Source organism: Streptomyces sp. NPDC029152, from assembly GCF_055564355.1.
In genome coordinates this window covers 57519-78776 of the sequence record NZ_JBVHWR010000024.1, presented here as the reverse complement: position 1 = coordinate 78776, position 21258 = coordinate 57519, and the positions used below count along the sequence as shown (strand labels likewise).

The following is a 21258-nucleotide window of genomic DNA, read 5'->3' as shown; positions in this document are numbered from 1 at the left end:
GCGCGAGCGACCACCCCCTGCCCGCACCCGGCACCGGGTCCGAACCGGGCCCTGCGGGTACCCGCACCCCATGGCCACCGAGGACGACCACACCGCACAGCCCTTCGTTCCGGAGCGCGGCGGCCTCGCCGCCCTGCGCAAGGCCGCCGCCGGCTGCCGCGGCTGCCCCCTGCACCGGGACGCCACGCAGACCGTGTTCGGCGCCGGCACGGCGGACGCGCGCGTCATGCTCGTCGGCGAGCAGCCCGGTGACCAGGAGGACCGCCAGGGCAGGCCCTTCGTCGGGCCCGCCGGCAAACTCCTCGACCGGGCCCTGGCCGAAGCCGGCATCGACCCGGCGGACGCGTACGTCACCAACGCCGTCAAGCACTTCAAGTTCACGCAGGCCGGTCCGGGCAAGCGCCGTGTCCACAAGGCGCCCGCCCGGCGCGAGACGACGGCGTGCGGGCCGTGGCTGGCCGCCGAGCTCGCCGTGGTGGAGCCCGAGCTGATCGTGGTGCTCGGCGCCACGGCCGGAAAGGCGCTGCTCGGCCCGTCGTTCCGGGTCACCCGGGTGCGCGGCACCGTCCTGGAGGAGGAGATCCACGGGCGGACCGAGACGCTGGTGCCGACGGTGCACCCGTCGGCGGTGCTGCGGGCGGACGACCGGGAGGGCGCCTACCGGGGCCTGGTCTCCGACCTGGAGGTGGCGGCGCGGGTCCTGGCGCGGAACCCTTCCGGGAGCCAGCCGGGTAATAGTTAACATGTCCTCGTGTCCCTTACTTTCACGCTCGACCCCGCCCTGACCCCCGAGCTGCGCGACGGCGTCCTCGACCTGTGGACCGACGTGTCCGACGCCGGCGGCTCCGTGGGCTTCGTACCGCCGGTGACCCGGGAGGACATCCGCCCCGAGCTGGTCAAGCACATGGTGGCCATGGCCGAGGGCCGCACCCGGCTCCTCGTCGGACACGACGAGGAGGGGCGGGTGGCCGCCACCGCGTTCCTCACCCTCAACACGCACCGGCTGATGACCCACTGGCTGTGGCTCTACACGGTGATGGTCCACCCGCGCCACCAGGGCCGGGGGTACGGACGGGACCTGATGGCCGCCGCCGCCGACGCGGCCCGCACCTGCGACGGCATCGAGGCGGTCCGGCTCACCTGCCGGGGCGGCCTCGGCCTGGAGCGCTTCTACGCCTCCTGCGGCTACAAGGAGGTCGGCCGGGTGCCCGACGCGATCCGGGTGGCCCCGGACGACGACCGGGACGACATCACGATGCTGCTGCCGCTGACCTGAGCGCGCCACCCCGGCTGTGGCGCACGGGTCCCGGCGTGCTTCACTGGACGGTGCCCATTTGGGTACGTTCCGGCCTCCCCCAACGGAAGAGTGGATTGAGATGCTCCGCTACACGCTGATGCGCCTCGGGATCTTCGTGGCCTGCCTCGTGGCCGTCTGGGGCCTCGTCTACGCCGGTGTGTTCCCGCGCGGTCTCGGTGACTCCAACGGCATGTGGATCGTCCTGCTGTCCCTGCTGCTCTCGGCCCCCATCAGCTTCGTGGCGCTGCGCAAGGAGCGCGACCGCGCCTCCGTGCAGGTCGTGCGGCGGGTGGACCGGATGAAGGCCAACCTGGAGGCCAGCCGCGGCCAGGAGGACCTCGCCGACGACGCCGCCCGCGCCCAGGGCCAGACCTCGTAACCCCCTCACACGTCCGAGCGCCCCGGTTTCCGAACCACAGGAAACCGGGGCGCTTTGCGTTTTACGGGCAGGAGTCGACTCCAGCCTCCCAAAGCGAGGCTTTGGGGGTCTCAAAGCGTAAGTGTTAAAGTCATACGCATGATGTCAGCAGCCGCGCCCGCCACACCACCGAGCCTCGGGCTCGTGGCGCGCCTGCACGTGGACCTCTGTCGGTGCGCGTCCGCGAACTGTCGCCCCTGACGTTCCCCCTCATCCCGCCGTTCTCCACGTCAGCACTGCGCGTCCGTCCCCGCGTCCCGTCCCCCTACGGAGCCCGTCCGTGTCCTCCCTCACCAAGTCCTTCAAGGTGCCCTTCTGGGCCCAGATAATCGCCGGCCTCGTCCTCGGCGTCCTGCTGGGCTGGCTGGCCCGCAGCCAGGACGTCTCCTGGCTGGTCACCACCCTGGACAAGATCGGCGGCACCTTCATCGGCCTGCTGAAGCTGGCCGTCGCCCCGCTCGTCTTCTTCGCGATCCTCGTCTCGATCACCAACCTGCGGAAGGTCAACAACGCGGCGCGCCTGGCGTCCCGCACCCTCCTCTGGTTCATGATCACCTCCCTGATCGCGGTGGCCATCGGACTCGTCATCGGCCTGGTCACCAACCCCGGCGCGGGCACCGGCCTCACCCCGGCCGACGGCGCCAAGCCCGAGCACACCGGCTCCTGGATCGACTTCCTGACCGGCATCGTGCCGACCGACGTCATCACGCCGTTCACCGAGCTGAACGTGCTCCAGATCGTCTTCATGGCCGCCGTCGCCGGTATCGCCGCCCTCCAGCTCGGCGAGAAGGCCCAGCCGATCCTGAACCTGAGCGAGTCGGTCCTCGAACTCCTCCAGAAGGCCCTGTGGTGGGTCATCCGCCTGGCCCCGCTCGGCACCGTCGGCCTCATCGGCCGCGCCATCGCCACCTACGGCTGGGACCTGATCGGCAAGTACGCGACCTTCACCGCCGACATCTACGTCGGCTGCGCGCTCGTCCTGTTCGTGGTCTACCCGACGCTGCTCGCCACCGTCGCCAAGGCCAGCCCGCTCCAGTTCTTCAAGGGCGCCTGGCCCGCCATCCAGCTGGCCTTCGTCTCCCGGTCCTCCGTGGGCACCATGCCGCTGACCCAGAAGGTCACCGAGCGCCTCGGCGTGCCGAAGGAGTACGCGTCCTTCGCCGTGCCGTTCGGCGCGACGACCAAGATGGACGGCTGCGCCGCGATCTACCCGGCGATCGCCGCGATCTTCGTCGCGCAGATCTTCGACATCCACCTCGGTGTCGGCGACTACCTGCTGATCGCCTTCGTCTCGGTGGTCGGCTCCGCCGCCACGGCCGGCCTCACCGGCGCCACGGTCATGCTGACGCTGACCCTGTCCACGCTGGGCCTGCCCATGGAGGGCGTCGGCCTCCTCCTCGCCATCGACCCGATCCTGGACATGATGCGCACCGCGACCAACGTCGCCGGCCAGGCGCTGGTCCCGGTGATCGTCGCCGCCCGCGAGGGCCTGCTCGACCGCAAGGCCTACGACCGGGCGCACAGCTCGCCGCTGGACGAGCCGGAGCCGGAGAAGCAGGACGCGGAGCCCGTCCCGGTCGCGGCCTGACCGACGCCCGGCAGCTCACGGGCCGGTCCCCTCCCGGTGCGATCCGCACCGGGAGGGGACCGGCCCGTTCTCACGTCCGCGCCGGCCGCGGTCAGACGAGTATGACCCGGCGCCCGCGCGTGTGTCCCGCCTGGCTGTCGAGGTGCGCCGCCGCGGCATCGGCGAGCGGGTACGCCTGCTCGACCGGGATGTGGAGCCGGCCCCGCCCGATCAGGTCGACGGCCTCGGCGAGCGCCTCCGGCATGCTCCCGGCCTTCCCGGAGAACCGGACGCCGGCCTGCGGGGCCCCGAGGTCGGCGATGGTGAGCACCCGCCGCGGATCTCCGGTCAGCTCGACGAGCTCGCGGATCACCCCCGAGCCGGCCAGATCGAGGGCCGCGTCGACGTGCCCGAGCCCGCGCACCCGCTCGACCCAGCCCTCGCCGTAGGTCGTGGGGACGGCGCCCAGTTCCCGCAGGTAGTCCTGATTGCGGGCGCCGGCCGTGCCGATCACCGCGATGCCGCGGTCGCGGGCGATCTGCAGCACCGCCGATCCGACTCCCCCGGCCGCCCCGCTGACCAGCAGCGTCTGCCCGGGCCGTACCCCGACCTCGCGGATGACGCGCAACGCGGTCTCCACCACGGACGGGTACCCGGCCGCCTCCTCGAACGACAGGCCCGCGGGCATCCGGGCCCACGCCGACAGCACGGCGAACTCGGCATAGGTGTCGGCGCCCTCGCCGAACACCGGATCGCCGACCGCGACCCCGTCGACGCCGTCGCCGACCTCGTCCACCACCCCGGCGGCGTCCAGCCCGACCCCTGCCGGCAGTTCGATCGGATGGGCCGCCAGCACCTGGCCCTCACGGAGTCTCCAGTCGACGGGGTTGACCCCTGCCGCCCGCACGGCGATGCGTATCCGCCCGGGGCCCGCATGGGGCTCCGGGGCATCCAGCAGTTGCAGCACGTCCGGTCCGCCGAACTCGGCGAAGCTCACCTTCTTCATGCCGAGGACCGTAGCACTAACGGTTAGTGTTTTGAAACGGTTATTGTTTTGTACCTGATAGGGTCGGAGCATGACCGTGCCGACGGGACGTCGCGAGCGCAAGAAGGCCGCGACCCGACAGAAGATCGCCGACACCGCCCTGCGGCTCTTCCTGGAGCGCGGGTACGACGAGGTGGGCATCCGTGACGTGGCCGCAGAGGCCGATGTGGCCGTCACCACGCTCTTCTCCCACTTCGCGTCCAAGGAGGCCCTGGTGTTCGAGCGGGACACGGACTTCGAGCGGCGCCTGACCGAGGCCGTCACCGACCGGGGGCAGGACGAGCCGCTCATGGCCGCGCTGCGCCGCGAGGTCCAGGCCCTGGTGGCGCACTGCGCCGCGCCCGGCGCCGCCCCGGTCTGGCGCATGATCGACGCGTCCCCCGCCCTGCGGCAGTACGAGGAGTCGATGAGGCTGCGGCACGCGGACTCGCTGGCGGCGGCCGTCGCCACCGATCTCGGCCTGCCGCGGACCACCACGGCCTGCCGGGCGATCGCAAGGTTCGTGGTCGACGCCCACGCGCTGGCCCGTACGGCGGACGACCCCCGGGCGGCGGTGGACGACATCTTCCGGATGATCGAGGCGGCCTGGGCGGCCACCGGAGCGCGGACGTCCTGATCGCGGCCGCGCGGACCGTACGCTGATGCTCATGGGTGTGGGGAAGACCAAGCGGATGCCGCGTGCGGTCCGTGAGCAGCAGATGCTGGACGCCGCGGTGCGCACGTTCGGGCAGCGCGGGTACATGGCGGCGTCGATGGACGAGATCGCCGAACTCGCGGGCGTCTCCAAGCCGCTGGTGTACCTCTACCTGAACTCGAAGGAGGACCTCTTCACCGCCTGCATCCGCCGTGAGGCGCGGGCGCTGACCGAGGCCGTGCGGGCCGGCGTCCGCCCGGGGCTGCCGGCCGACGGCCAGCTCTGGTCGGGCCTGCGGGCCTTCTTCGCCCACACCGCCCGGAACCCGGACGCCTGGGCGGTGCTGCACCTGCAGGCCCGCACCCACGGCGAGCCGTTCGCCGCCGAGGTGGCCGTGATGCGCGCGGAGATCGTCGCGTTCGTGACGCAGCTGATCGCCGCCGCCGCGCGGGACGCCCACCGTGACCCGCACCTGCCCGAGCGCGAGGTCGCCGGGCTGGCCGAGGCCCTGGTCGGTGCCGCCGAGTCGCTGGCCGACTGGGCCAACGCCACCGAGGGCGTCAGCGCGAAGCAGGCGGCGGCGACCCTGATGAACTTCGCCTGGGCGGGCCTGGGCGACCTGATGGCGGACCGGCCCTGGACCCCGCCCGAGGAGTCCGGGGCCGAAGCGGTGGCTCACGCCGCCGGATAGGGAGCGACCTCGCCGGACAGGTGCAGCCGGCCTTCGGCGCCGCGCAGTTCGAACCGCCCGTTCCGGGCCCCGTACGTCACCGTCCCCGGCAGCGGTACCGGCGCCCGGAAGGCGGCCCGCACCGCGACCGCCTCCGGGGTGCCGTGCTCGGCGAGGCACCGGGCCACCGTCCACATGCCGTGCGCGATGGGGCGGGGGAAGCCGAAGGGGCGGGCGGTGAGGGGGTGCAGGTGGATCGGGTTGCGGTCGCCGGACACGGTTCCGTAGCGCCGCCCGAGGTCACCGGCGAGCCGCCACCCGGCGCGCACGGGCAGCGGCGTCTCCCCCTGTCGCGGGGCGTCGGGGGAGCCGCGCCCCCCGGTGCCGTGCCGCGCCAGGTAGGTGCTGCGCGATTCCCACACCAGCTCCCCGCGGGCCCGCAGTTCCGTCACGACCGCGGCCTCGGTGCCGCGCCGGTGCGGCAGCAGGGCCTGGACGCGCACGGCGAGTTCGTAGGACCCGGTCGCCGGCAGGGAAGCCCGCCGGGTGAGGTCGATCGACGTGTGGACGAGTCCGAGCAGGGGCAGCGGGAAGTCCCGGCCGCTCATCAGCCGCACGGCCAGCGGGAAGCCGAGCACGTGCGGATACGTCGGCGGGAGCGCGCCCGTGCCGGCCGGGAAGCCGCACGCCCGCTCGTAGGCGGCCAGCCGTGCGAGGTCCACGCGCAGGCCGGGGACCACCAGGCGGGTGCGCGGGGGGTCCGCGTCGGGGCGGGGCCGTTTGAGGGGCGACAGCAGGGCGCCGCGGGCGAGGAGCGGCGGGAGCGCGGGGACGGCGGCCAGCGGACGGTCGTCGGCCATGGATGACCCCCAGCTCCGTGGACAGGCCTGAACGGCACGTCCTCTGGAGTAATGTTACCGGTGGTAAGTCGTGGTCGTCCCGCCGCGGAGAGGTGCGGCGCGCCGCCCGTTCCGGGACGAAGGTGATCTACCCGCAGGTAACCCCCGATGCTGCACAGTCCCGGCGCCGGACCATCCCCGAACCCGCACCAACCCCCCACGCGGGCCCCGTACGATCCCGAGCCTGACCGCCGGTGACCCCCGGCAGGGCCTCGTCCGCCGGGTCCGGCGATGAACGCCTCCGCGCGCGAGGCACGTACGTCATGCAGCCGAGCAGTGCCGCCGCTGCACGTCCCAGGAGCCGCCCGTGTCCACCCCGCTTCCCTCCTTCGCCCCCTCCGCCGCGTTCGCCGACTCGCCCGGTCCCACCCTGGTGGCTCCCGAGACGCGCCGCCTGGACGGGGCCGTGCGGGAGGCGTACGTGCCGCCGCTCGCCCCGCCGGTGCGGCACGGTTCCCTCGCCGACCTGCCCTTCGACAACGCGGCCGCCGCCCCCGACGCGGTGGTCCTCGGCCGCAGGTCCGGGGACGGACGCTGGAGCGACGTGACGGCGGCCGAGTTCGCCGGGCAGGTGCTGGCGGTGGCGAAGGGGATGATCTCCGAGGGCCTGATGCCGGGCGACCGGATAGCGATCATGGCCCGGACGACGTACGAGTGGACGCTGCTGGACTTCGCCGCGTGGGCCGCGGGTCTCGTCACCGTCCCGGTCTACCCGACCTCCTCGCTCTTCCAGGTCCGCTGGATCCTCCAGGACTCGGGTGCGGTCACCCTGGTCACCGAGACGGCCGCGCAGGCGGCGGCCCTCGGCCCCGAGCTGGGCCGCCTCCCCGACCTGCGGCACCTGTGGATCATGGAGAAGGGCCACGTGGAGCAGCTCGCCGAGCTGGGCGCGGGGGTGCCGGACGCGGAGGTGGACGTACGCCGGGGCATGCTGAGCCCGAGCACGCTCGCCACCGTGATCCACACCTCGGGCACCACCGGCCGCCCCAAGGGCTGCGTGCTGACCCACGGCAACTTCTTCGCCGAGGTGGACAACGCGATCGAGCTGCTCTACCCCGTCTTCAAGACGCAGGCGGAGGAACCGTCGGTCCTGCTCTTCCTGCCCATGTCCCACGTCTTCGGCCGGATGGTCGCCGTGGCCTGCGTCCGCGCCCGGGTCCGCCTCGGGCACGCGCCGAGCCTGAAGCCGGAGGACCTGCTGCCCGACCTGGCCGCCTTCCGGCCGACCTGCCTGCTGACCATCCCGTACATGCTGGAGAAGGTCTTCAACGGGGCGCGCGCCAAGGCCGAGGCGGGCGGGCGGGCCGCGGTCTTCGACCGCGCGGTCTCGGTGGCGGTGCGCCACGGCGAGGCCATGGAGGCCCACAGGGCCGGCTCGGGCGGCGGCCCGAACCGCGCCCTGAGGACCGCCCGCTCCTTCTACGACCCCCTCGTCTACCGCAAGATCCGGAACGCCATGGGCGGCCGGGTCCGGCACGTCATCTGCGGCGGCTCCCCGCTCGGCCGCCGCCTGGCCGCCTTCTACGCCGGCGCCGGCATCCAGGTCTACGAGGGCTACGGGCTCACCGAGACGACGGCGGCGGCGACGGTGACGCCTCCGCTGAAACCGCGCATCGGCACGGTGGGCTGGCCGCTGCCCGGCACCCGGATACGGATCGCCGCGGACGGCGAGATCCTGATCGCCGGCGACCAGGTCCTGCACGGCTACTGGGACCCCCGGGCGGGCGGCGTCGTCCCGGCCGCCCCCGACGGCTGGTTCCCCACCGGTGACCTCGGCAGCCTGGACGACGAGGGGTACCTGACGATCACCGGCCGCAAGAAGGAGCTGCTGATCACGGCGGGCGGCAAGAGCGTGGCCCCGGCCCCGCTGGAGAACTGGCTGCGCCAGCACCCCCTGATCTCGCAGTGCATGGTCCTCGGCGACCGCCGCCCCTACGTCTCCGCCCTGCTCACCCTCGACCCCGACGGCATCACCCACTGGCGCCGGATGAACGGCAAGCACCCGGTGCCGCCGGAGCTGCTGACCGACGACGAGGAGGTCCGCGCGGTGCTCCAGCGGGCGGTCGACGAGGCCAACAAGCTGGTCTCCCGCCCGGAGTCCATCCGCCGCTTCGCCGTCCTGCCGAGGGACTTCACGGAGTGGGAGGGCCATCTGACCCCCTCGATGAAGCTCCGGCGCGACGTGATCATGCGGGACTTCGCGGAGACGGTGGAGGCGCTGTACGAGGGGTAGGCGGACGGACCGGCTCAGCGGCGGGCGATCAGGCAGGCCTGCGGGACCTTGGCGGAGGTGTCCGCCTCCTGCACGCGCACCGTCCGCGACAGCACGGTGAAGCCGGCCCGCTCCAGCAGCTCCGCCACCGGCTCCGGCCGCCGCCGTTCGAAGTCCACGGAGACCTCGTGGCCGAAGGGGCGGTCGACCCGGCTCGGCCCGTCGCCGACCTGGAAGGCGAGGAGGAAGTGCCCGCCCGGGGCCAGGACGCGCCGCACCTCCCCGAAGAGGTCCGGCAGCCGCTCCCACGGCGTGTGGATCGACGAGTACCAGGAGACCGCGCCCGCGAGAGCGCCGTCGGACAGGTCCAGCTCCAGCATGGAGCCCTGCTCGAAGCGCAGGCCCGGATTCTCGCGGCGGGCGATGGCGAGCATCGAGGCGGACAGGTCGAGGCCGAAGACCCGCAGGCCGAGCGAGGCGAGGTGGGCGGTGACCCGGCCGGGCCCGCAGCCGAGGTCGGCCACCCGGCCCTCCGGTCCCACCAGCTCGGCGAAGGCGGCCATCAGCGCGCGGTCCAGCGGGGAGTCGTCGAGCACGGTGCGGTAGAGGGCCGAGTACTCCTCGGCGATGGTGTCGTAGAAGGTCCGGGTCGTGTCCAGGAAGCCGGTGTCGTGGGTCATGGCGCGACCCTAGGGGGTGCCACCGACAGCCGGCGGCGGTCGCCGGAATTCACCGGGAATTCACGAGGACGCCGGAAAGGGCAGGAGCCCCGTCGCCGGAAACGGCGCGGGGCTCCTTGGGTACTGCTGTCGATCAGACAGGAGTGACGTTCTCCGCCTGCGGGCCCTTCGGACCCTGCGTGACGTCGAAGGACACCTGCTGGTTCTCCTCGAGGGAACGGAATCCCTGAGCGTTGATCGCGGAGTAGTGGACGAAGACGTCCGGGCCGCCGCCTTCCTGGGCGATGAAACCAAAGCCCTTTTCGGCGTTGAACCACTTCACGGTTCCGGTAGCCATAAGCCCTCCTTGGGCCCAAAGGGTTGCCCTGCTCCAGAACCAGCAAGTGTGAAGACCGATCCGCACAACTGCATATGTCTGAGAATGACGAGAGCCCGCGGTCACATGCTCCGCAGGCTCTGTACTGCAAGGGAAACCAAACTGCAACTTGCTGTGAGCCTAGCACGCAGGCCCCCCGGCGCAACAGAGGTCAAGATCACTTCACCCGGATGTTTGAACGCACGCGCCATTCGGCTGACGCCGGGGGGTGCCGCCGGGCGGCCGGCGGGGGAGGGCTAGCCTCGCGATGTGGACAATTCTCGCACCCGGCCGCGCGTCGGCCACATCCAGTTCCTGAACTGCATGCCTCTGTACTGGGGGCTCGCGAGAACGGGAACGCTCCTCGATTTCGAGCTGACGAAGGACACCCCGGAGAAGCTCAGCGAGCAGCTGGTGCAGGGCGATCTCGACATCGGTCCGGTCACCCTGGTCGAGTTCCTCAAGCACGCGGACCAACTGGTCGCCTTCCCCGACATCGCCGTCGGCTGCGACGGCCCGGTGATGTCGTGCGTGATCGTCTCGCAGGTCCCGCTGGACAGGCTGGACGGCGGGCGCGTCGCCCTCGGGTCGACCTCGCGCACCTCGGTCCGGCTCGCCCAGCTGCTGCTGGCCGAGCGCTTCGGGGTCCGGCCCGACTACTACACCTGCCCGCCGGACCTGAGCGTGATGATGCAGGAGGCCGACGCGGCCGTCCTCATCGGCGACGCCGCGCTGCGCGCCAACATGATCGACGGGCCGCGCTACGGCCTCGACGTGCACGACCTGGGTGCGCTGTGGAAGGAGTGGACGGGCCTGCCGTTCGTCTTCGCGGTCTGGGCGGCCCGGCGCGACTACGTGGAGCGCGAGCCGGTCATCGCCCGCAAGGTGCACGAGGCCTTCCTCGCCTCCCGCAACCTCTCCCTGGAGGAGGTCGGCAAGGTCGCCGAGCAGGCGGCCCGCTGGGAGGCCTTCGACGAGGAGACCCTCGCGCGGTACTTCACGACCCTGGACTTCCGCTTCGGCGCCCCGCAGCTGGAGGCGGTCACGGAGTTCGCCCGCCGGGTCGGACCGACGACGGGCTTCCCGGCGGACGTGAAGGTGGAGCTGCTCGAACCCTGAGCGACGCGTCGTCGGCCCACTACCCTGCTGGAAGGTTTCGGCGTACGGGGGAGGGGTGGACCGATGCGGCCGCTCGATGGCGACGAACCCACCGCCGTGGGGCCCTACCGGCTGCTCGGCCGGCTGGGCTCCGGCGGCATGGGCAGGGTCTACCTGGGCCGCAGCGCCGGCGGCCGGACGGTCGCCGTGAAGATCGTGCACCCGCACCTCGCGCTCGACGAGGAGTTCCGGGCCCGCTTCCGCCGCGAGGTGGAGGCCGCCCGCCGGGTCGGCGGCGCCTGGACCGCGCCGGTGCTCGACGCCGACCCCGACGCGCGCGTGCCCTGGGTCGCCACCGCGTACGCGGCCGGGCCGTCCCTGACGGCGGCGGTCGCGGACGGCGGCCCGCTGCCCGCCCACACCGTCCGGGCGCTGGGCGCGGGCCTGGGCGAGGCGCTGGCCGCGGTGCACGAGCTGGGCCTGGTGCACCGGGACGTGAAGCCCTCCAACGTCCTGCTCACCCTGGACGGCCCCCTGCTGATCGACTTCGGCATCGCCCGCGCCACGGACGGCACCGCCTCCCTGACCTCCACCGGCGTCTCGATCGGCTCGCCCGGTTACATGTCGCCCGAGCAGATCCTCGGCAAGGGCGTCACCGGTGCCGCCGACGTGTTCTCCCTCGGCGCGGTCCTCGCCTTCGCGGCGACCGGCCGGCCGCCCTTCCCCGGGGACTCCTCGGCCGCGCTGCTGTACAAGGTCGTCCACGAGGAGCCGGAACTCGGCGCCCTGGACGGGGAGGTGCGGGAACTGGTCCGCCGGTGCCTGGCCAAGGAGCCCGGCGCCCGTCCCGCCCCCGGTGAGGTGGCCCGGCGGCTCGCCCCGGACGGCGCCGCCCGGCTGGTCGCGGGCGGCTGGCTGCCGGGGGCGCTGGTGGAACAGGTCAGCCGGAGCGCCGTGCGGCTGCTCGACCTGGAGGCGGCGGGGGAGGGCGGGCCGGGATCGGGGCCGGTGGGCTTCAGCCGGTCGTCGGAGGCGGCGGGGGCGGACACGGCGGGAAGGGGCGGGGCGGACACCCCCACCGCGGGCGTCTTCGGACCGCCGCCGGTGATGCCGGGGACCCCCGCGCCTCCCGCGCCCCCCGGTGCCGTGCCCGGACAGCGGGACGGCGGACGAGGACCGGGCAAGCTCTCCGTGCACGTGGCGGCGGCCTCCACGCGGGCCGGTGACGGACGCGGACGCAGGCTCAGCTGCACGGTGGCCCTCGCCGTGGCGGGGGCGCTGGCCGCGGTGACGGTCGGCTCGGTGTTCCTGTTCGACCTGCTGCCGGGCGACCGCCGGGACACCGCCGGCGGCAGCGCCGACCGCGACACCCGCTCGCCGTCCGCCCCGGCTCCCTCGTCCTCCCCGTCCGGTGAGAACCCGAGGGGCGGCGAGGGCGACGGCGACGGCACGCCCTCCACGCCCGCCCCCGGCGGCACCGCGGGCACCGTCCCGGACGCCTACCTCGGCACCTGGGAGGGCCGGGGCGCCGCCCTCGGCGGCACACTGCCGGCGGGCACCTTCCGCGTCACCATCGCACGGGTCGGTGTCGGCCAGGAGCTGGGGCGGCTGCGCCAGACCGACCAGCTGGGCGGTGTCTGCGTCGACGTCCTGACGCTCGAGCAGGTGACGGAGAAGCAGATCGTCGCCGCGTCGGCCGGTGCCGAGGGCAATCACAGCGGCTGCAACCAGTCGCCCACCACCGTCCGCTTCACCCCGGTCGGCGACGACCTCGAGTACGCCTCCGAGAGCGCCGAGTCGGGGAAGCCGGAGGCCCGGCTGTCGAGGGTCGGGTAGGCGGGAAGGGCCACGGCCGCGCGGCCCGCCCCCATAGGGTGTCCGCGTGCTGAGCGTCGATGTGCCGGTCCTCCTCGTCGCCGTGCTCTGGGGCACCGCGGCGGGGGCGCTTCTGCCGCGGGCGGCCTACCGTTTCTCCGCCCCCTCGGGCGAGGCGTGGCGCGACGCGTGTCCGGCCGCGCACCCCCTGCGGGGATGGCTCGGTCCGGCGCGGTGCGCGCGGTGCGCGGACGGGCGGTCCGCGCCGGCGCCGTACGGTCCCGGTGCCGCCGGGCCCGCCGCCGTCACCGCCCTGGTGTGCGCCGCCCTCGCCGCCGCCACCGGGACCCGGCCCGAACTGGCCGTCTGGCTGCTGCTCGCGCCGGCCGGCGTGCTGCTGGCCGTCGTCGACCTGCGGGTGCGGCGGCTGCCCGACCCGCTGACCCTTCCGCTCGCGGGCGCCGCGCTCGCCCTGCTCGGGGTCACCGCGCTCGTGCCCGAGCACGCCGGGGAGTGGACCACCGCCCTGCTGGGCGCCCTCGCGCTCGGCGCCGGCTACTTCACGCTGTTCCTCGTCAACCCCGCCGGCATGGCCTTCGGCGACGTCAAGCTCGCGCTGGGCGCCGGGGCCGTCCTCGGCTGGTACGGCTGGCCGACGCTGATGCTGGGCACCTTCGCCGGGTTCCTGCTCGGGGCGGTCTACGGGGGCGCCCTCGTCGTCACGGGGCGGGCCGGGCGCGGGACGGCCATCGCCTTCGGCCCGTTCCTGCTCGGCGGCGCCCTCCTCGGCGTCCTCGCGGGCGCGTACGCGGCCTGAGCGCGGCCGGGGAAAACGGCTGGCGTAGGCTGGCGGAGTCCGTCCACAACCCTTACGAACCTTGCGAAAGGGACGCCGGTGACCGAGAAGGCCGACCTTCAGACCGTCCTCGACCGTGCCGCCGCCGGTGGGCGGATCACCCCCGAAGAGGCCCTCGTCCTCTACCGCGACGCCCCCCTGCACGCGCTGGGCGCCGCCGCCGACGCCGTCCGCAGGCGCCGGTACGCGGGCACCGAGCACATCGCGACGTACATCATCGAGCGCAACATCAACTACACGAACGTGTGCGTCACGGCGTGCAGGTTCTGCGCCTTCTACGCCGCGCCCAAGGACACCGCCAAGGGCTGGACCCGCGACCTCGACGACATCCTGCGCCGCTGCGCGGAGACCGTTGAGCTGGGCGGCACGCAGATCATGTTCCAGGGCGGCCACCACCCGGACTACGGCGTCGAGTACTACGAGAAGCACTTCGCCGCCATCAAGAAGGAGTTCCCCGAACTCGTCATCCACAGCCTGGGGGCGAGCGAGGTCGAGCACATGGCCCGGATCTCCGGGGTGTCGGTCGAGGAGGCCGTCACCCGCATCCACGCGGCCGGGCTCGACTCCTTCGCCGGGGCCGGAGCCGAGCTGCTCCCCGAGCGGCCCCGCAAGGCCATCGCCCCGCTGAAGGAGTCCGGCGAGCGCTGGCTGGAGATCATGGAGATCGCGCACAACCTGGGCGTCGAGTCGACGTCCACCATGCTGATGGGCACCGGCGAGACCAACGCCGAGCGCATCGAGCACCTGCGCATGATCCGGGACGTGCAGGACCGCACCGGCGGCTTCCGCGCCTTCATCCCGTACACCTACCAGCCCGAGAACAACCACCTGAAGGGCCGCACGCAGGCCACGCTCTTCGAGTACCTGCGGATGATCGCCATCGCCCGGATCTTCCTCGACAACGTCGCCCACATCCAGGGCTCCTGGCTGACCACCGGCAAGGAGGTCGGCCAGCTCTCCCTGCACTACGGCGCCGACGACCTCGGCTCGATCATGCTGGAGGAGAACGTGGTGTCGTCGGCCGGCGCCAGGCACCGCTCCAACCGGCTCGAGATCATCGACCTGATCCGCAAGGCGGGGCGCGTCCCGGCGCAGCGGTCCACGACGTACGAGCACCTCGTCGTGCACGACGACCCGGCGAACGACCCCGTCGACGAGCGCGTCGTCTCCCACATCTCGTCCACGGCCATCGAGGGCGGCACGGCCCACCCCGAGCTGAAGCTCCTCGCCTCCAACTGACGCCGCCGTGCTGACCCTTCACGTCGCCGAAGCCTCGCCCGAGGCGGCCGTCGTGGTCGACGGCGCGCATCTCGCCGCCGTCGGCCCGTACGAGGCACTGGCCGCCGGCCACCCGCGGGCACGGGTGCGCCGGTGGCCCGGACTGCTGACGCCCGGACTGCTCAACCCCTACGGTCCGGAACTGCTGGAGCAGGCCTACCACCCCGACCCGCGCGAAGCGGACCGGCTCGGTACCGAGCCGGTCTTCGGGGAGCGCGCGCTCGCGCTTCTCGCCGCCGACCCGTCTGCGCGGGGCGCCAGCGCGCGCCGCGGAGTACAGCGCATGCTGGCGCACGGAACGGTCGCCGTCGCCGGTGAGCTGCGGGGTCGCGCGGCCCTGGACGCGGTGCGCGGAGCGGGGCTCGCCCTGGCCGGGCGTCCGGCCGGCCTGCCCGGGCCCGCGTCGTTCTCACCGGTGCCGCTCGTGCTGCTTCCCGGGCTCGCTCCCGGGGGACCCGCGCGGTTCGCGGTGTTCGACGTACCCGACCGGGCCGCGCTCGTGCGGGACGGCGCGTCCACGTGCGTCGCGACCGTCGTCGCGGGCCGGATCGTGTACCGGCGTCGCTGAGCAGCGCTAGCCCGCGAACGCCTCCGCGAACGCGCCGCTCTCCTGCTCCACCCCGCTGCATCCGGTCAGCGCGTCCTCCGCGGAGGCGTCGTCCCCGCACCGCCGGTCCCGGAACGTCGCCCACATCGACACCCAGGCGATGCCGTTCTCCTCGGCGAAGGCGCGGACCTCCGCCGCGTCCGCGAGCGTGAACGTCTCCCCGGCCACGTCGTTGACGCCCAGCATCGAGGTGAGCGCCATGCCCCGCCAGGCGTCCGCGTCCGACGTCCCGAAGACCTTCCTCAGCTGCGTGTGGGCGGCCTTCGCCGAGGTGAGGGCGTACTCGCCCATGTCGCCGTCGTAGGACTCGCCGTAGTTCATGGTCATGAGGTTGACCGTGGAGACCTTCACGCCGTGGTCGTTGGCGGACGTCAGCAGCGCGAGGGAGTCGGAGTCCAGGCCGGAGGGCATCACCGGGAGGGTGAAGGAGACCTCCAGGCCGCTCCGCTCCTCCTGGAGCAGCGCGATCGCCTCCGAGCGCAGGGCGACCGAGCCGGCGTCGGTCAGTTCGTCGCCCTCGACGTCGAAGTCCGCCCGCGTGGCACCCGCCGCGTCCAGGGCCTCGCCGTACGCCGCCGCCAGCGCGGCGGCGCTGTCGCAGGCGGCCGCCAGCTCCGTGCCGGAGGCGCCGCCGAAGGAGACGCGGACGGCGGCGCCGGACTCCTTCAGCTTCGCGACGCGGGAGGCGACCGAGGCGTCGCCGATCTCGTGGGTGCCGTTCCAGCGGGGATCGCAGTCGTCGCCGGAGGCGATCACGAAGGCCAGGTTGTACGTCGCCGGGGAGCCCGCCGCGTCCTCGGCGGAGGCCGTGGTGGCGCTGACGTAGGGGGCGTAGGAGGTGCCCCGCGCGGCGGCGGACGGCGCGGCGGAGCCGGACGGTGCCGCACCGGCCGCGCCGGCCGTGCCGTCCTGCCCGGAGCAGCCGGCGGTGGCCAGGGCGAGCGACAGGGCGCACCCGGCCGCCGCCTTCCGGTAAGCCCTCATGTGCGTACGCTCCCGTTCTCGTCGTCGGACGAGTGAGCGTTCCACACGCGGCTGGGGCCTTCCTGAGGAAACGGGCCGGTTTTCCCCCGTCCCACAGGGGACGGACAGCCTGCGCGGCTTTTCATCGTGAACCCACAACGGAGCCCCAGCCGGCGACAGGCAAGCTCCCTATGGTCCGGGGAATGTATTCCGAGCCTGCCTTCGAAAGCCGCGCCGCTCTGGGCGAGAGGCCCGCGCGCGGTCGCCGCCGTCGACGCGGCAACGGGTCCGCCGAGGGGCCCGTGTTCGTCGACAACTCCGGGCGCCGGGCCAGGCTGCTGCGCCGGCTGGGACTCCTCGTCGGTGCCGTCTGCGTCGGCTACGCGGCCGTGCTGGGCCTGGCCTTCCTGGGCGTCGGCACCTCGGTCGCCCCGTCCTCGCTGCTCCCCTTCGGGGGCGGCCAGGACGGCCGGGGCCCGGCCGGCGGCACGCGCCCGCAGGACGGCCTCGCCCCCACGGGCGCCCCGCCCGCCGGCACCCCCGGCGGGCGGGCGCCGTCCGCCACCCCTTCTTCCGGCGCCTCCGCCGCCACCGACTGACCGGGACGCCACCACAGCCATGACCACGACCACACCTCCCTCCTCCGGAGGCCGCCGACGGGCCCCCACCCGGATCGAGCGGGCCGCCGGCCGGGCCGCCGCCCTGCAACGACCGCGGGTGCTCCTCGCCCTGCTGCTCCTGCTCGCGCTGACCTGCGTGATGCTCCTCGACGGCTATCTGCGCGCGGAGGTCGGCGGCGACCAGCGCGTGCGCACCGGGGCGAGCACGAGCGACGTACCGGACGACGTCCTCGACGGCGGGCCGATCCTCACCTTCCGCGGCGGACAGGCCACCACGGTGTCCGTCCCGGACAGGACGATCGCGCTGACCTTCGACGACGGCCCGGACCCGACCTGGACACCGCAGGTGCTGGAGATCCTGGAGAAGTACGACGTGCCCGGCACGTTCTTCCTGGTCGGCTCCATGGTCGCGCGCCACCCGGACATCGTGCGGGACATGGTCGAGCAGGGCAGCGAGGTGGGCGTCCACACCTTCACCCACGTCGACCTGTCCTACCAGAGCGACGCCCGCGTCACGCGGGAGATCGAACAGACCCAGCTCGCGCTCGCGGGGGCGGCAGGCATCACCACCACGCTGTTCCGCGCGCCGTACTCCTCGCGGACCGACGCCATCGACGACTACAGCTGGCCCGTCTACGAGAAGCTCGGCCGGGACGGCTACACCAGCGTCTTCATCGACACCGACAGCGACGACTGGAAGCGGCCCGGCGTCTCGAAGATCGTCGACTGGGCCACGCCGGAGGGCGACGAGGGGGCCTCCGTCCTCTTCCACGACGCCGGCGGCGAGCGCTCGCAGACCATCGAGGCGCTGCCGAAGTACATCGAGAAGATGCGGGCGAAGGGCTACACCTTCACCACCGTCAGCGGCGTCATGGCCGAACAGCAGGCCGGGCAGCAGCCCTCCGGCGGCCCCGCCGCCCAGGCGGCCGGCGCCCCGGGCGGAGGTCTCCAGGCCGCCCACCACCGGGCCACCGGCACGACCCTGTACGAGGGCAAGGCGCTCGTCGCGGCCGTCGCCGTCGCCGAGTGGACGGTGCCGGCGCTGTCGGCGGGGCTCATGGTCGTGGGCGTCGCCGTGATGGGCCGCTTCGGACTGATGCTGGTCCTCGCCCGCCGCCACCACCGCGGACGCAACAGACGCCGCTTCGGCTGGGGACCACCCGTCACCGGACCGGTGAGCGTGATCGTCCCGGCGTACAACGAGAAGGAGTGCATCGAGAACACCCTCCGGTCGCTGGCCGCGAGCACCCACCCGATCGAGATCGTCGTCGTGGACGACGGGTCGACGGACGGCACGGCCGAGATCGCCGAGGCCCTCGGCCTGCCCGGTGTCCGGGTCGTCCGGCAGGCCAACGCCGGCAAGCCCGCCGCCCTCAACAACGGCGTCCGCCACGCCCGGTACGACATCGTCGTGATGATGGACGGCGACACCGTCTTCGAGCCGGACACCGTACGGCACCTCGTGCAGCCCTTCGCCGACCCCGGCGTCGGCGCCGTCGCGGGCAACGCCAAGGTCGGCAACCGGCGCACCCTCATCGGGGCCTGGCAGCACATCGAGTACGTGATGGGCTTCAACCTCGACCGGCGCATGTACGACCTGCTGCGCTGCATGCCGACCATCCCCGGCGCGATCGGTGCCTTCCGGCGGGAGGCGGTGCTGGAGGTGGGCGGCATGAGCGAGGACACGCTCGCCGAGGACACCGACGTCACCATCGCCCTGCACCGCGCCGGGTGGCGGGTCGTCTACCAGGAGCACGCGCGGGCCTGGACCGAGGCGCCGGGCTCCCTGAAGCAGCTCTGGTCGCAGCGCTACCGCTGGTCCTACGGCACCATGCAGGCCCTGTGGAAGCACCGCGGGTCGCTGACGGACAGGGGGCCCTCGGGGCGCTTCGGGCGGGTCGGCATGCCGCTGGTCGTGCTCTTCCAGATCGTCACGCCGGTCTTCGCCCCGCTCATCGACGTCTTCACCGTCTACTCGATGGTCTTCGTCGACTTCCGCGCGGCCCTGCTCGCCTGGCTGGCGGTGCTGGGCGTCCAGCTCCTGTGCGCGGCCTACGCCTTCCGGCTCGACCGGGAGAAGTACCGGTACCTGCTGATGATGCCGCTCCAGCAGCTGGCGTACCGGCAGATGATGTACCTGGTCCTCATCCACTCCTGCGTCACCGCCCTCACCGGCGGCCGGCTGCGCTGGCAGAAACTGAAGCGGACGGGCGAGGTGGGCACACCGGCGGGGAACGGGTGATGAGGGCGCACGGCAAGGGGGCGGCGCGGCGCCCTCCGGTAGTGGCCGGACCTGCGGCGGGCGGCGCGGCGCCGGGCCGGGACCGCTGCTTCGACACCCTGCGCGCCGTCGCCCTGGTCCGCGTCGTCGCGTACCACGCCCTCGGCTGGCCCTGGGCCGGACTGGTCCTGCCCTCCATGGGGATCATGTTCGGCCTGGCCGGCGCCCTGATGGCCAGGTCGCTCGCGCGTCCGGCCCCGGCGGTGATCCACGGCCGGCTGCGGCGCCTGCTGCCGCCGTTCTGGTGCTGGGGCCTGTTCGTGACCGGTGCGATGCTGGTGCACGGCTGGATGCCGGGGTGGCAGGCCGTCTACTGGATCGTGCCGCTCGGCGACCCGCCGGGCGACGCCTGGGGCGAGCAGGCGTGGGAGATCCTGTGGTACCTGCGGACCTACCTGTGGTTCGTCCTCCTCTCGCCGCTGCTGCTGCGGGTGTTCCGGGCGGCGCCCGTGCCCGTCCTGGTGCTGGCGCTCGCCCCCGCCGTCGTGCTCCGGTACGTGTGGCAGCCGCCGGACGGCCGCTTCGGCAGCGCCCTCACCGACCTCGCCACGTTCCTCTTCTGCTGGCTGCTCGGCTTCGCGCACCACGAGGGGGTGCTGGGACGGCTGAGACCGGCCGCCGTCGTCCCGCCCGCGCTCGCCGCGCTGGCGTACGGCGCCTGGTACGCGTTCGCGCACCGGGGCGAGTACGGCACCTACGACCTCGACGACATCCCGCTCGCGCAGGCCTTCTGGTCGGCGGGGTTCGTGACGCTGCTGATGTACGCGAAGGCGCGGCTCGGGACCGACTTCGCCGGACCGGCCCGCTTCCCGCGCCTGGACCGGCTGGTGAGGGTCTTCAACGCCCGCGCGGTGACGATCTACCTCTGGCACGAACTCGCCCTGATCCTCGCCGTGCCGCTGATCGACCGGCTCTGGGACGTGCCCGCCTTCGCGGCGCACCTGCCGCTGGACAGCCAGTGGTTCCTGCTGGGCGCCGGGTGGGTCCTGATCGCGGTGGCCGTCGTCCTCTTCGGCTGGGTGGAGGACGTCGCCGCGCGGAAGAGGCCGAGGCTCGTGCCGTGAGGCGGCCCTGCAACAATGGGCGCGTGACCCGCGCTTCCCTGAACAAGCAGCCGCACGAAGTCGCCTCGATGTTCGACCACGTCGCGGAACGGTACGACCTGACGAACACCGTGCTCTCGCTCGGCCAGGACCGGGCGTGGCGCAAGGAGGTCGCCAGGGCCGTCGACGCCCGGCCCGCGCAGAAGGTCCTCGACCTGGCCGCCGGCACGGCGACCTCGTCCCAGCCCTTCGCCCGCGCCGGCGCCTACGTCGTCCCCTGCGACTTCTCCCTCGGCATGCTCCAGGTGGGCAAGGAGCGGCACTCCTGGATGCCGTTCACCGCGGGCGACGCGACGCGGTTGCCGTTCCGGGACGACGTGTTCGACGCGGTCACCATCTCCTTCGGGCTGCGCAACGTGCAGGACACGGACGCGGCGCTGCGCGAGATGCACCGGGTGACGCGGCCCGGCGGCCGGGTCGTCATCTGCGAGTTCTCGCACCCGACCTGGGCGCCGTTCCGCACCGTGTACACCGAGTACCTGATGCGCGCCCTGCCGCCGGTGGCCCGCGCCGTGTCGTCCAACCCCGACGCCTACGTCTACCTCGCCGAGTCCATCCGCGCCTGGCCCGACCAGGCGGCCCTCGCGGAGCGGCTGCGGAAGGCCGGCTGGTCGAAGGTGGCCCACCGGAACCTGACGGGCGGCGTCGTGGCGCTGCACCGGGGTTTCAAGGAGAGCTGAGCGGCACGCTCCCCGGGAGCGGCCGGGCCGCACGGAGCGGGGCGACCCGCCCGGCTCCCGCCGCGGCCCGTACCGGGGCGGGGCCGGCCCTCGCGGAGCGGCTGCGGAAGGCCGGCTGGTCGAAGGTGGCCCACCGGAACCTGACGGGCGGCGTCGTGGCGCTGCACCGGGGTTTCAAGG

At 73.4% G+C, this 21258-nt stretch carries 22 protein-coding genes and 1 pseudogene; 18 read left to right on the top strand and 5 right to left on the bottom strand.

Features of this window, described 5'->3' with window-relative positions:
• Positions 1-70 precede the first annotated feature (70 nt).
• From ACZ4V6_RS32505 to ACZ4V6_RS32485, 5 genes are all read left to right on the top strand, one after another.
• On the top strand, positions 71-742 hold the full coding sequence (locus tag ACZ4V6_RS32505) for a UdgX family uracil-DNA binding protein (protein WP_467834315.1): 672 nt from the start codon (positions 71-73) through the stop codon (positions 740-742).
• A 9-nt stretch (positions 743-751) separates the two neighbouring features.
• Positions 752-1276, top strand: a complete 525-nt coding sequence (locus ACZ4V6_RS32500) for a GNAT family N-acetyltransferase (protein WP_467834313.1) — start codon at positions 752-754, stop codon at positions 1274-1276.
• A gap of 100 nt (positions 1277-1376) precedes the next feature.
• Positions 1377-1676: a DUF4229 domain-containing protein gene (locus ACZ4V6_RS32495; RefSeq protein ID WP_467834311.1), complete on the top strand. Its 300-nt coding sequence runs from the start codon at positions 1377-1379 to the stop codon at positions 1674-1676.
• Positions 1677-1814: 138 nt separating this feature from the next.
• On the top strand, positions 1815-1916 hold the full coding sequence (locus ACZ4V6_RS32490; RefSeq protein ID WP_362492336.1) for a putative leader peptide: 102 nt from the start codon (positions 1815-1817) through the stop codon (positions 1914-1916).
• 79 nt (positions 1917-1995) lie between these two features.
• Positions 1996-3303 (top strand): dicarboxylate/amino acid:cation symporter, encoded by a 1308-nt coding sequence (locus ACZ4V6_RS32485; RefSeq protein WP_467834309.1) that lies wholly within the window; start codon positions 1996-1998, stop codon positions 3301-3303.
• Positions 3304-3394: 91 nt separating this feature from the next.
• Here the strand turns inward: ACZ4V6_RS32485 and ACZ4V6_RS32480 are convergent, their stop codons facing one another.
• Positions 3395-4288 carry an NADP-dependent oxidoreductase gene (locus tag ACZ4V6_RS32480; protein WP_467834307.1) on the bottom strand — a complete coding sequence of 298 codons (894 nt, stop codon included), beginning with the start codon at positions 4286-4288 and terminating at the stop codon, positions 3395-3397.
• 70 nt (positions 4289-4358) lie between these two features.
• Between ACZ4V6_RS32480 and ACZ4V6_RS32475 the strand changes: the two genes are divergently transcribed.
• Together ACZ4V6_RS32475 and ACZ4V6_RS32470 are read left to right on the top strand one after the other, a co-directional pair.
• A complete protein-coding gene (locus ACZ4V6_RS32475; protein ID WP_467834305.1) occupies positions 4359-4943 on the top strand; it encodes a TetR/AcrR family transcriptional regulator in 585 nt (194 codons plus the stop codon).
• A gap of 31 nt (positions 4944-4974) precedes the next feature.
• On the top strand, positions 4975-5652 hold the full coding sequence (locus ACZ4V6_RS32470) for a TetR/AcrR family transcriptional regulator (protein ID WP_467834303.1): 678 nt from the start codon (positions 4975-4977) through the stop codon (positions 5650-5652).
• Here ACZ4V6_RS32470 and ACZ4V6_RS32465 read toward each other — a convergent pair.
• Positions 5637-6491, bottom strand: a complete 855-nt coding sequence (locus tag ACZ4V6_RS32465) for a MaoC/PaaZ C-terminal domain-containing protein (protein ID WP_467834301.1) — start codon at positions 6489-6491, stop codon at positions 5637-5639. The genes ACZ4V6_RS32470 and ACZ4V6_RS32465 overlap by 16 nt on opposite strands.
• A gap of 346 nt (positions 6492-6837) precedes the next feature.
• Between ACZ4V6_RS32465 and ACZ4V6_RS32460 the strand changes: the two genes are divergently transcribed.
• Positions 6838-8763, top strand: a complete 1926-nt coding sequence (locus ACZ4V6_RS32460; protein WP_467834299.1) for an AMP-dependent synthetase/ligase — start codon at positions 6838-6840, stop codon at positions 8761-8763.
• Positions 8764-8777: 14 nt separating this feature from the next.
• Here the strand turns inward: ACZ4V6_RS32460 and ACZ4V6_RS32455 are convergent, their stop codons facing one another.
• Both ACZ4V6_RS32455 and ACZ4V6_RS32450 read right to left on the bottom strand, forming a co-directional pair.
• Positions 8778-9422 (bottom strand): class I SAM-dependent DNA methyltransferase, encoded by a 645-nt coding sequence (locus ACZ4V6_RS32455; RefSeq protein ID WP_467834297.1) that lies wholly within the window; start codon positions 9420-9422, stop codon positions 8778-8780.
• Between the two features lie 133 nt (positions 9423-9555).
• Entirely contained in the window at positions 9556-9759 is a 204-nt protein-coding gene (locus ACZ4V6_RS32450) for a cold-shock protein (RefSeq protein ID WP_003974443.1), read from the bottom strand.
• 288 nt (positions 9760-10047) lie between these two features.
• Between ACZ4V6_RS32450 and ACZ4V6_RS32445 the strand changes: the two genes are divergently transcribed.
• The 5 genes from ACZ4V6_RS32445 to ACZ4V6_RS32425 all read left to right on the top strand — a co-directional run bounded on the left by ACZ4V6_RS32445 (position 10048) and on the right by ACZ4V6_RS32425 (position 15392).
• Entirely contained in the window at positions 10048-10896 is an 849-nt protein-coding gene (locus ACZ4V6_RS32445) for a menaquinone biosynthetic enzyme MqnA/MqnD family protein (protein WP_467834295.1), read from the top strand.
• A 63-nt stretch (positions 10897-10959) separates the two neighbouring features.
• Positions 10960-12711, top strand: a complete 1752-nt coding sequence (locus ACZ4V6_RS32440) for a serine/threonine-protein kinase (protein ID WP_467834293.1) — start codon at positions 10960-10962, stop codon at positions 12709-12711.
• Positions 12712-12760: 49 nt separating this feature from the next.
• Positions 12761-13507: a prepilin peptidase gene (locus ACZ4V6_RS32435; RefSeq protein WP_467834356.1), complete on the top strand. Its 747-nt coding sequence runs from the start codon at positions 12761-12763 to the stop codon at positions 13505-13507.
• A gap of 78 nt (positions 13508-13585) precedes the next feature.
• Entirely contained in the window at positions 13586-14785 is a 1200-nt protein-coding gene (gene mqnC, locus ACZ4V6_RS32430) for a cyclic dehypoxanthinyl futalosine synthase (RefSeq protein ID WP_467834291.1), read from the top strand.
• A 7-nt stretch (positions 14786-14792) separates the two neighbouring features.
• Positions 14793-15392 (top strand): hypothetical protein, encoded by a 600-nt coding sequence (locus ACZ4V6_RS32425; RefSeq protein ID WP_467834289.1) that lies wholly within the window; start codon positions 14793-14795, stop codon positions 15390-15392.
• 6 nt (positions 15393-15398) lie between these two features.
• Here ACZ4V6_RS32425 and ACZ4V6_RS32420 read toward each other — a convergent pair whose 3' ends face one another.
• Positions 15399-16415: a chitinase gene (locus tag ACZ4V6_RS32420; RefSeq protein WP_467834287.1), complete on the bottom strand. Its 1017-nt coding sequence runs from the start codon at positions 16413-16415 to the stop codon at positions 15399-15401.
• Positions 16416-16597: 182 nt separating this feature from the next.
• Between ACZ4V6_RS32420 and ACZ4V6_RS32415 the strand changes: the two genes are divergently transcribed.
• From ACZ4V6_RS32415 to ACZ4V6_RS32395, 5 genes and pseudogenes are all read left to right on the top strand, one after another.
• Positions 16598-16993 carry a hypothetical protein gene (locus tag ACZ4V6_RS32415; RefSeq protein WP_467834285.1) on the top strand — a complete coding sequence of 132 codons (396 nt, stop codon included), beginning with the start codon at positions 16598-16600 and terminating at the stop codon, positions 16991-16993.
• 19 nt (positions 16994-17012) lie between these two features.
• Complete coding sequence (locus tag ACZ4V6_RS32410; protein ID WP_467834284.1) at positions 17013-19256, top strand: bifunctional polysaccharide deacetylase/glycosyltransferase family 2 protein; 2244 nt, start codon at positions 17013-17015, stop codon at positions 19254-19256.
• Positions 19256-20359, top strand: coding sequence for an acyltransferase family protein (locus ACZ4V6_RS32405; protein ID WP_467834282.1), 1104 nt, complete (start codon positions 19256-19258; stop codon positions 20357-20359). Before ACZ4V6_RS32410 ends, ACZ4V6_RS32405 begins: the two co-directional genes overlap by 1 nt.
• Before the next feature lie 23 nt (positions 20360-20382).
• Positions 20383-21078, top strand: a complete 696-nt coding sequence (locus ACZ4V6_RS32400) for a demethylmenaquinone methyltransferase (RefSeq protein WP_467834280.1) — start codon at positions 20383-20385, stop codon at positions 21076-21078.
• Between the two features lie 83 nt (positions 21079-21161).
• Positions 21162-21258 (top strand): annotated as a pseudogene (locus tag ACZ4V6_RS32395) (class I SAM-dependent methyltransferase); the annotation flags it as partial.

Coding starts and splice junctions, on each gene's coding strand:
- ACZ4V6_RS32420 (WP_467834287.1), bottom strand. CDS start 16,415: ATGAGGGCTTACCGGAAGGCGGCGGCCGGGTGCGCCCTGTCGCTCGCC.
- ACZ4V6_RS32405 (WP_467834282.1), top strand. CDS start 19,256: ATGAGGGCGCACGGCAAGGGGGCGGCGCGGCGCCCTCCGGTAGTGGCC.
- ACZ4V6_RS32480 (WP_467834307.1), bottom strand. CDS start 4,288: ATGAAGAAGGTGAGCTTCGCCGAGTTCGGCGGACCGGACGTGCTGCAA.
- ACZ4V6_RS32505 (WP_467834315.1), top strand. CDS start 71: ATGGCCACCGAGGACGACCACACCGCACAGCCCTTCGTTCCGGAGCGC.
- ACZ4V6_RS32470 (WP_467834303.1), top strand. CDS start 4,975: ATGGGTGTGGGGAAGACCAAGCGGATGCCGCGTGCGGTCCGTGAGCAG.
- ACZ4V6_RS32465 (WP_467834301.1), bottom strand. CDS start 6,491: ATGGCCGACGACCGTCCGCTGGCCGCCGTCCCCGCGCTCCCGCCGCTC.
- ACZ4V6_RS32455 (WP_467834297.1), bottom strand. CDS start 9,422: ATGACCCACGACACCGGCTTCCTGGACACGACCCGGACCTTCTACGAC.
- ACZ4V6_RS32490 (WP_362492336.1), top strand. CDS start 1,815: ATGATGTCAGCAGCCGCGCCCGCCACACCACCGAGCCTCGGGCTCGTG.
- ACZ4V6_RS32475 (WP_467834305.1), top strand. CDS start 4,359: ATGACCGTGCCGACGGGACGTCGCGAGCGCAAGAAGGCCGCGACCCGA.
- ACZ4V6_RS32495 (WP_467834311.1), top strand. CDS start 1,377: ATGCTCCGCTACACGCTGATGCGCCTCGGGATCTTCGTGGCCTGCCTC.
- ACZ4V6_RS32410 (WP_467834284.1), top strand. CDS start 17,013: ATGACCACGACCACACCTCCCTCCTCCGGAGGCCGCCGACGGGCCCCC.
- ACZ4V6_RS32415 (WP_467834285.1), top strand. CDS start 16,598: ATGTATTCCGAGCCTGCCTTCGAAAGCCGCGCCGCTCTGGGCGAGAGG.
- ACZ4V6_RS32440 (WP_467834293.1), top strand. CDS start 10,960: ATGCGGCCGCTCGATGGCGACGAACCCACCGCCGTGGGGCCCTACCGG.
- ACZ4V6_RS32450 (WP_003974443.1), bottom strand. CDS start 9,759: ATGGCTACCGGAACCGTGAAGTGGTTCAACGCCGAAAAGGGCTTTGGT.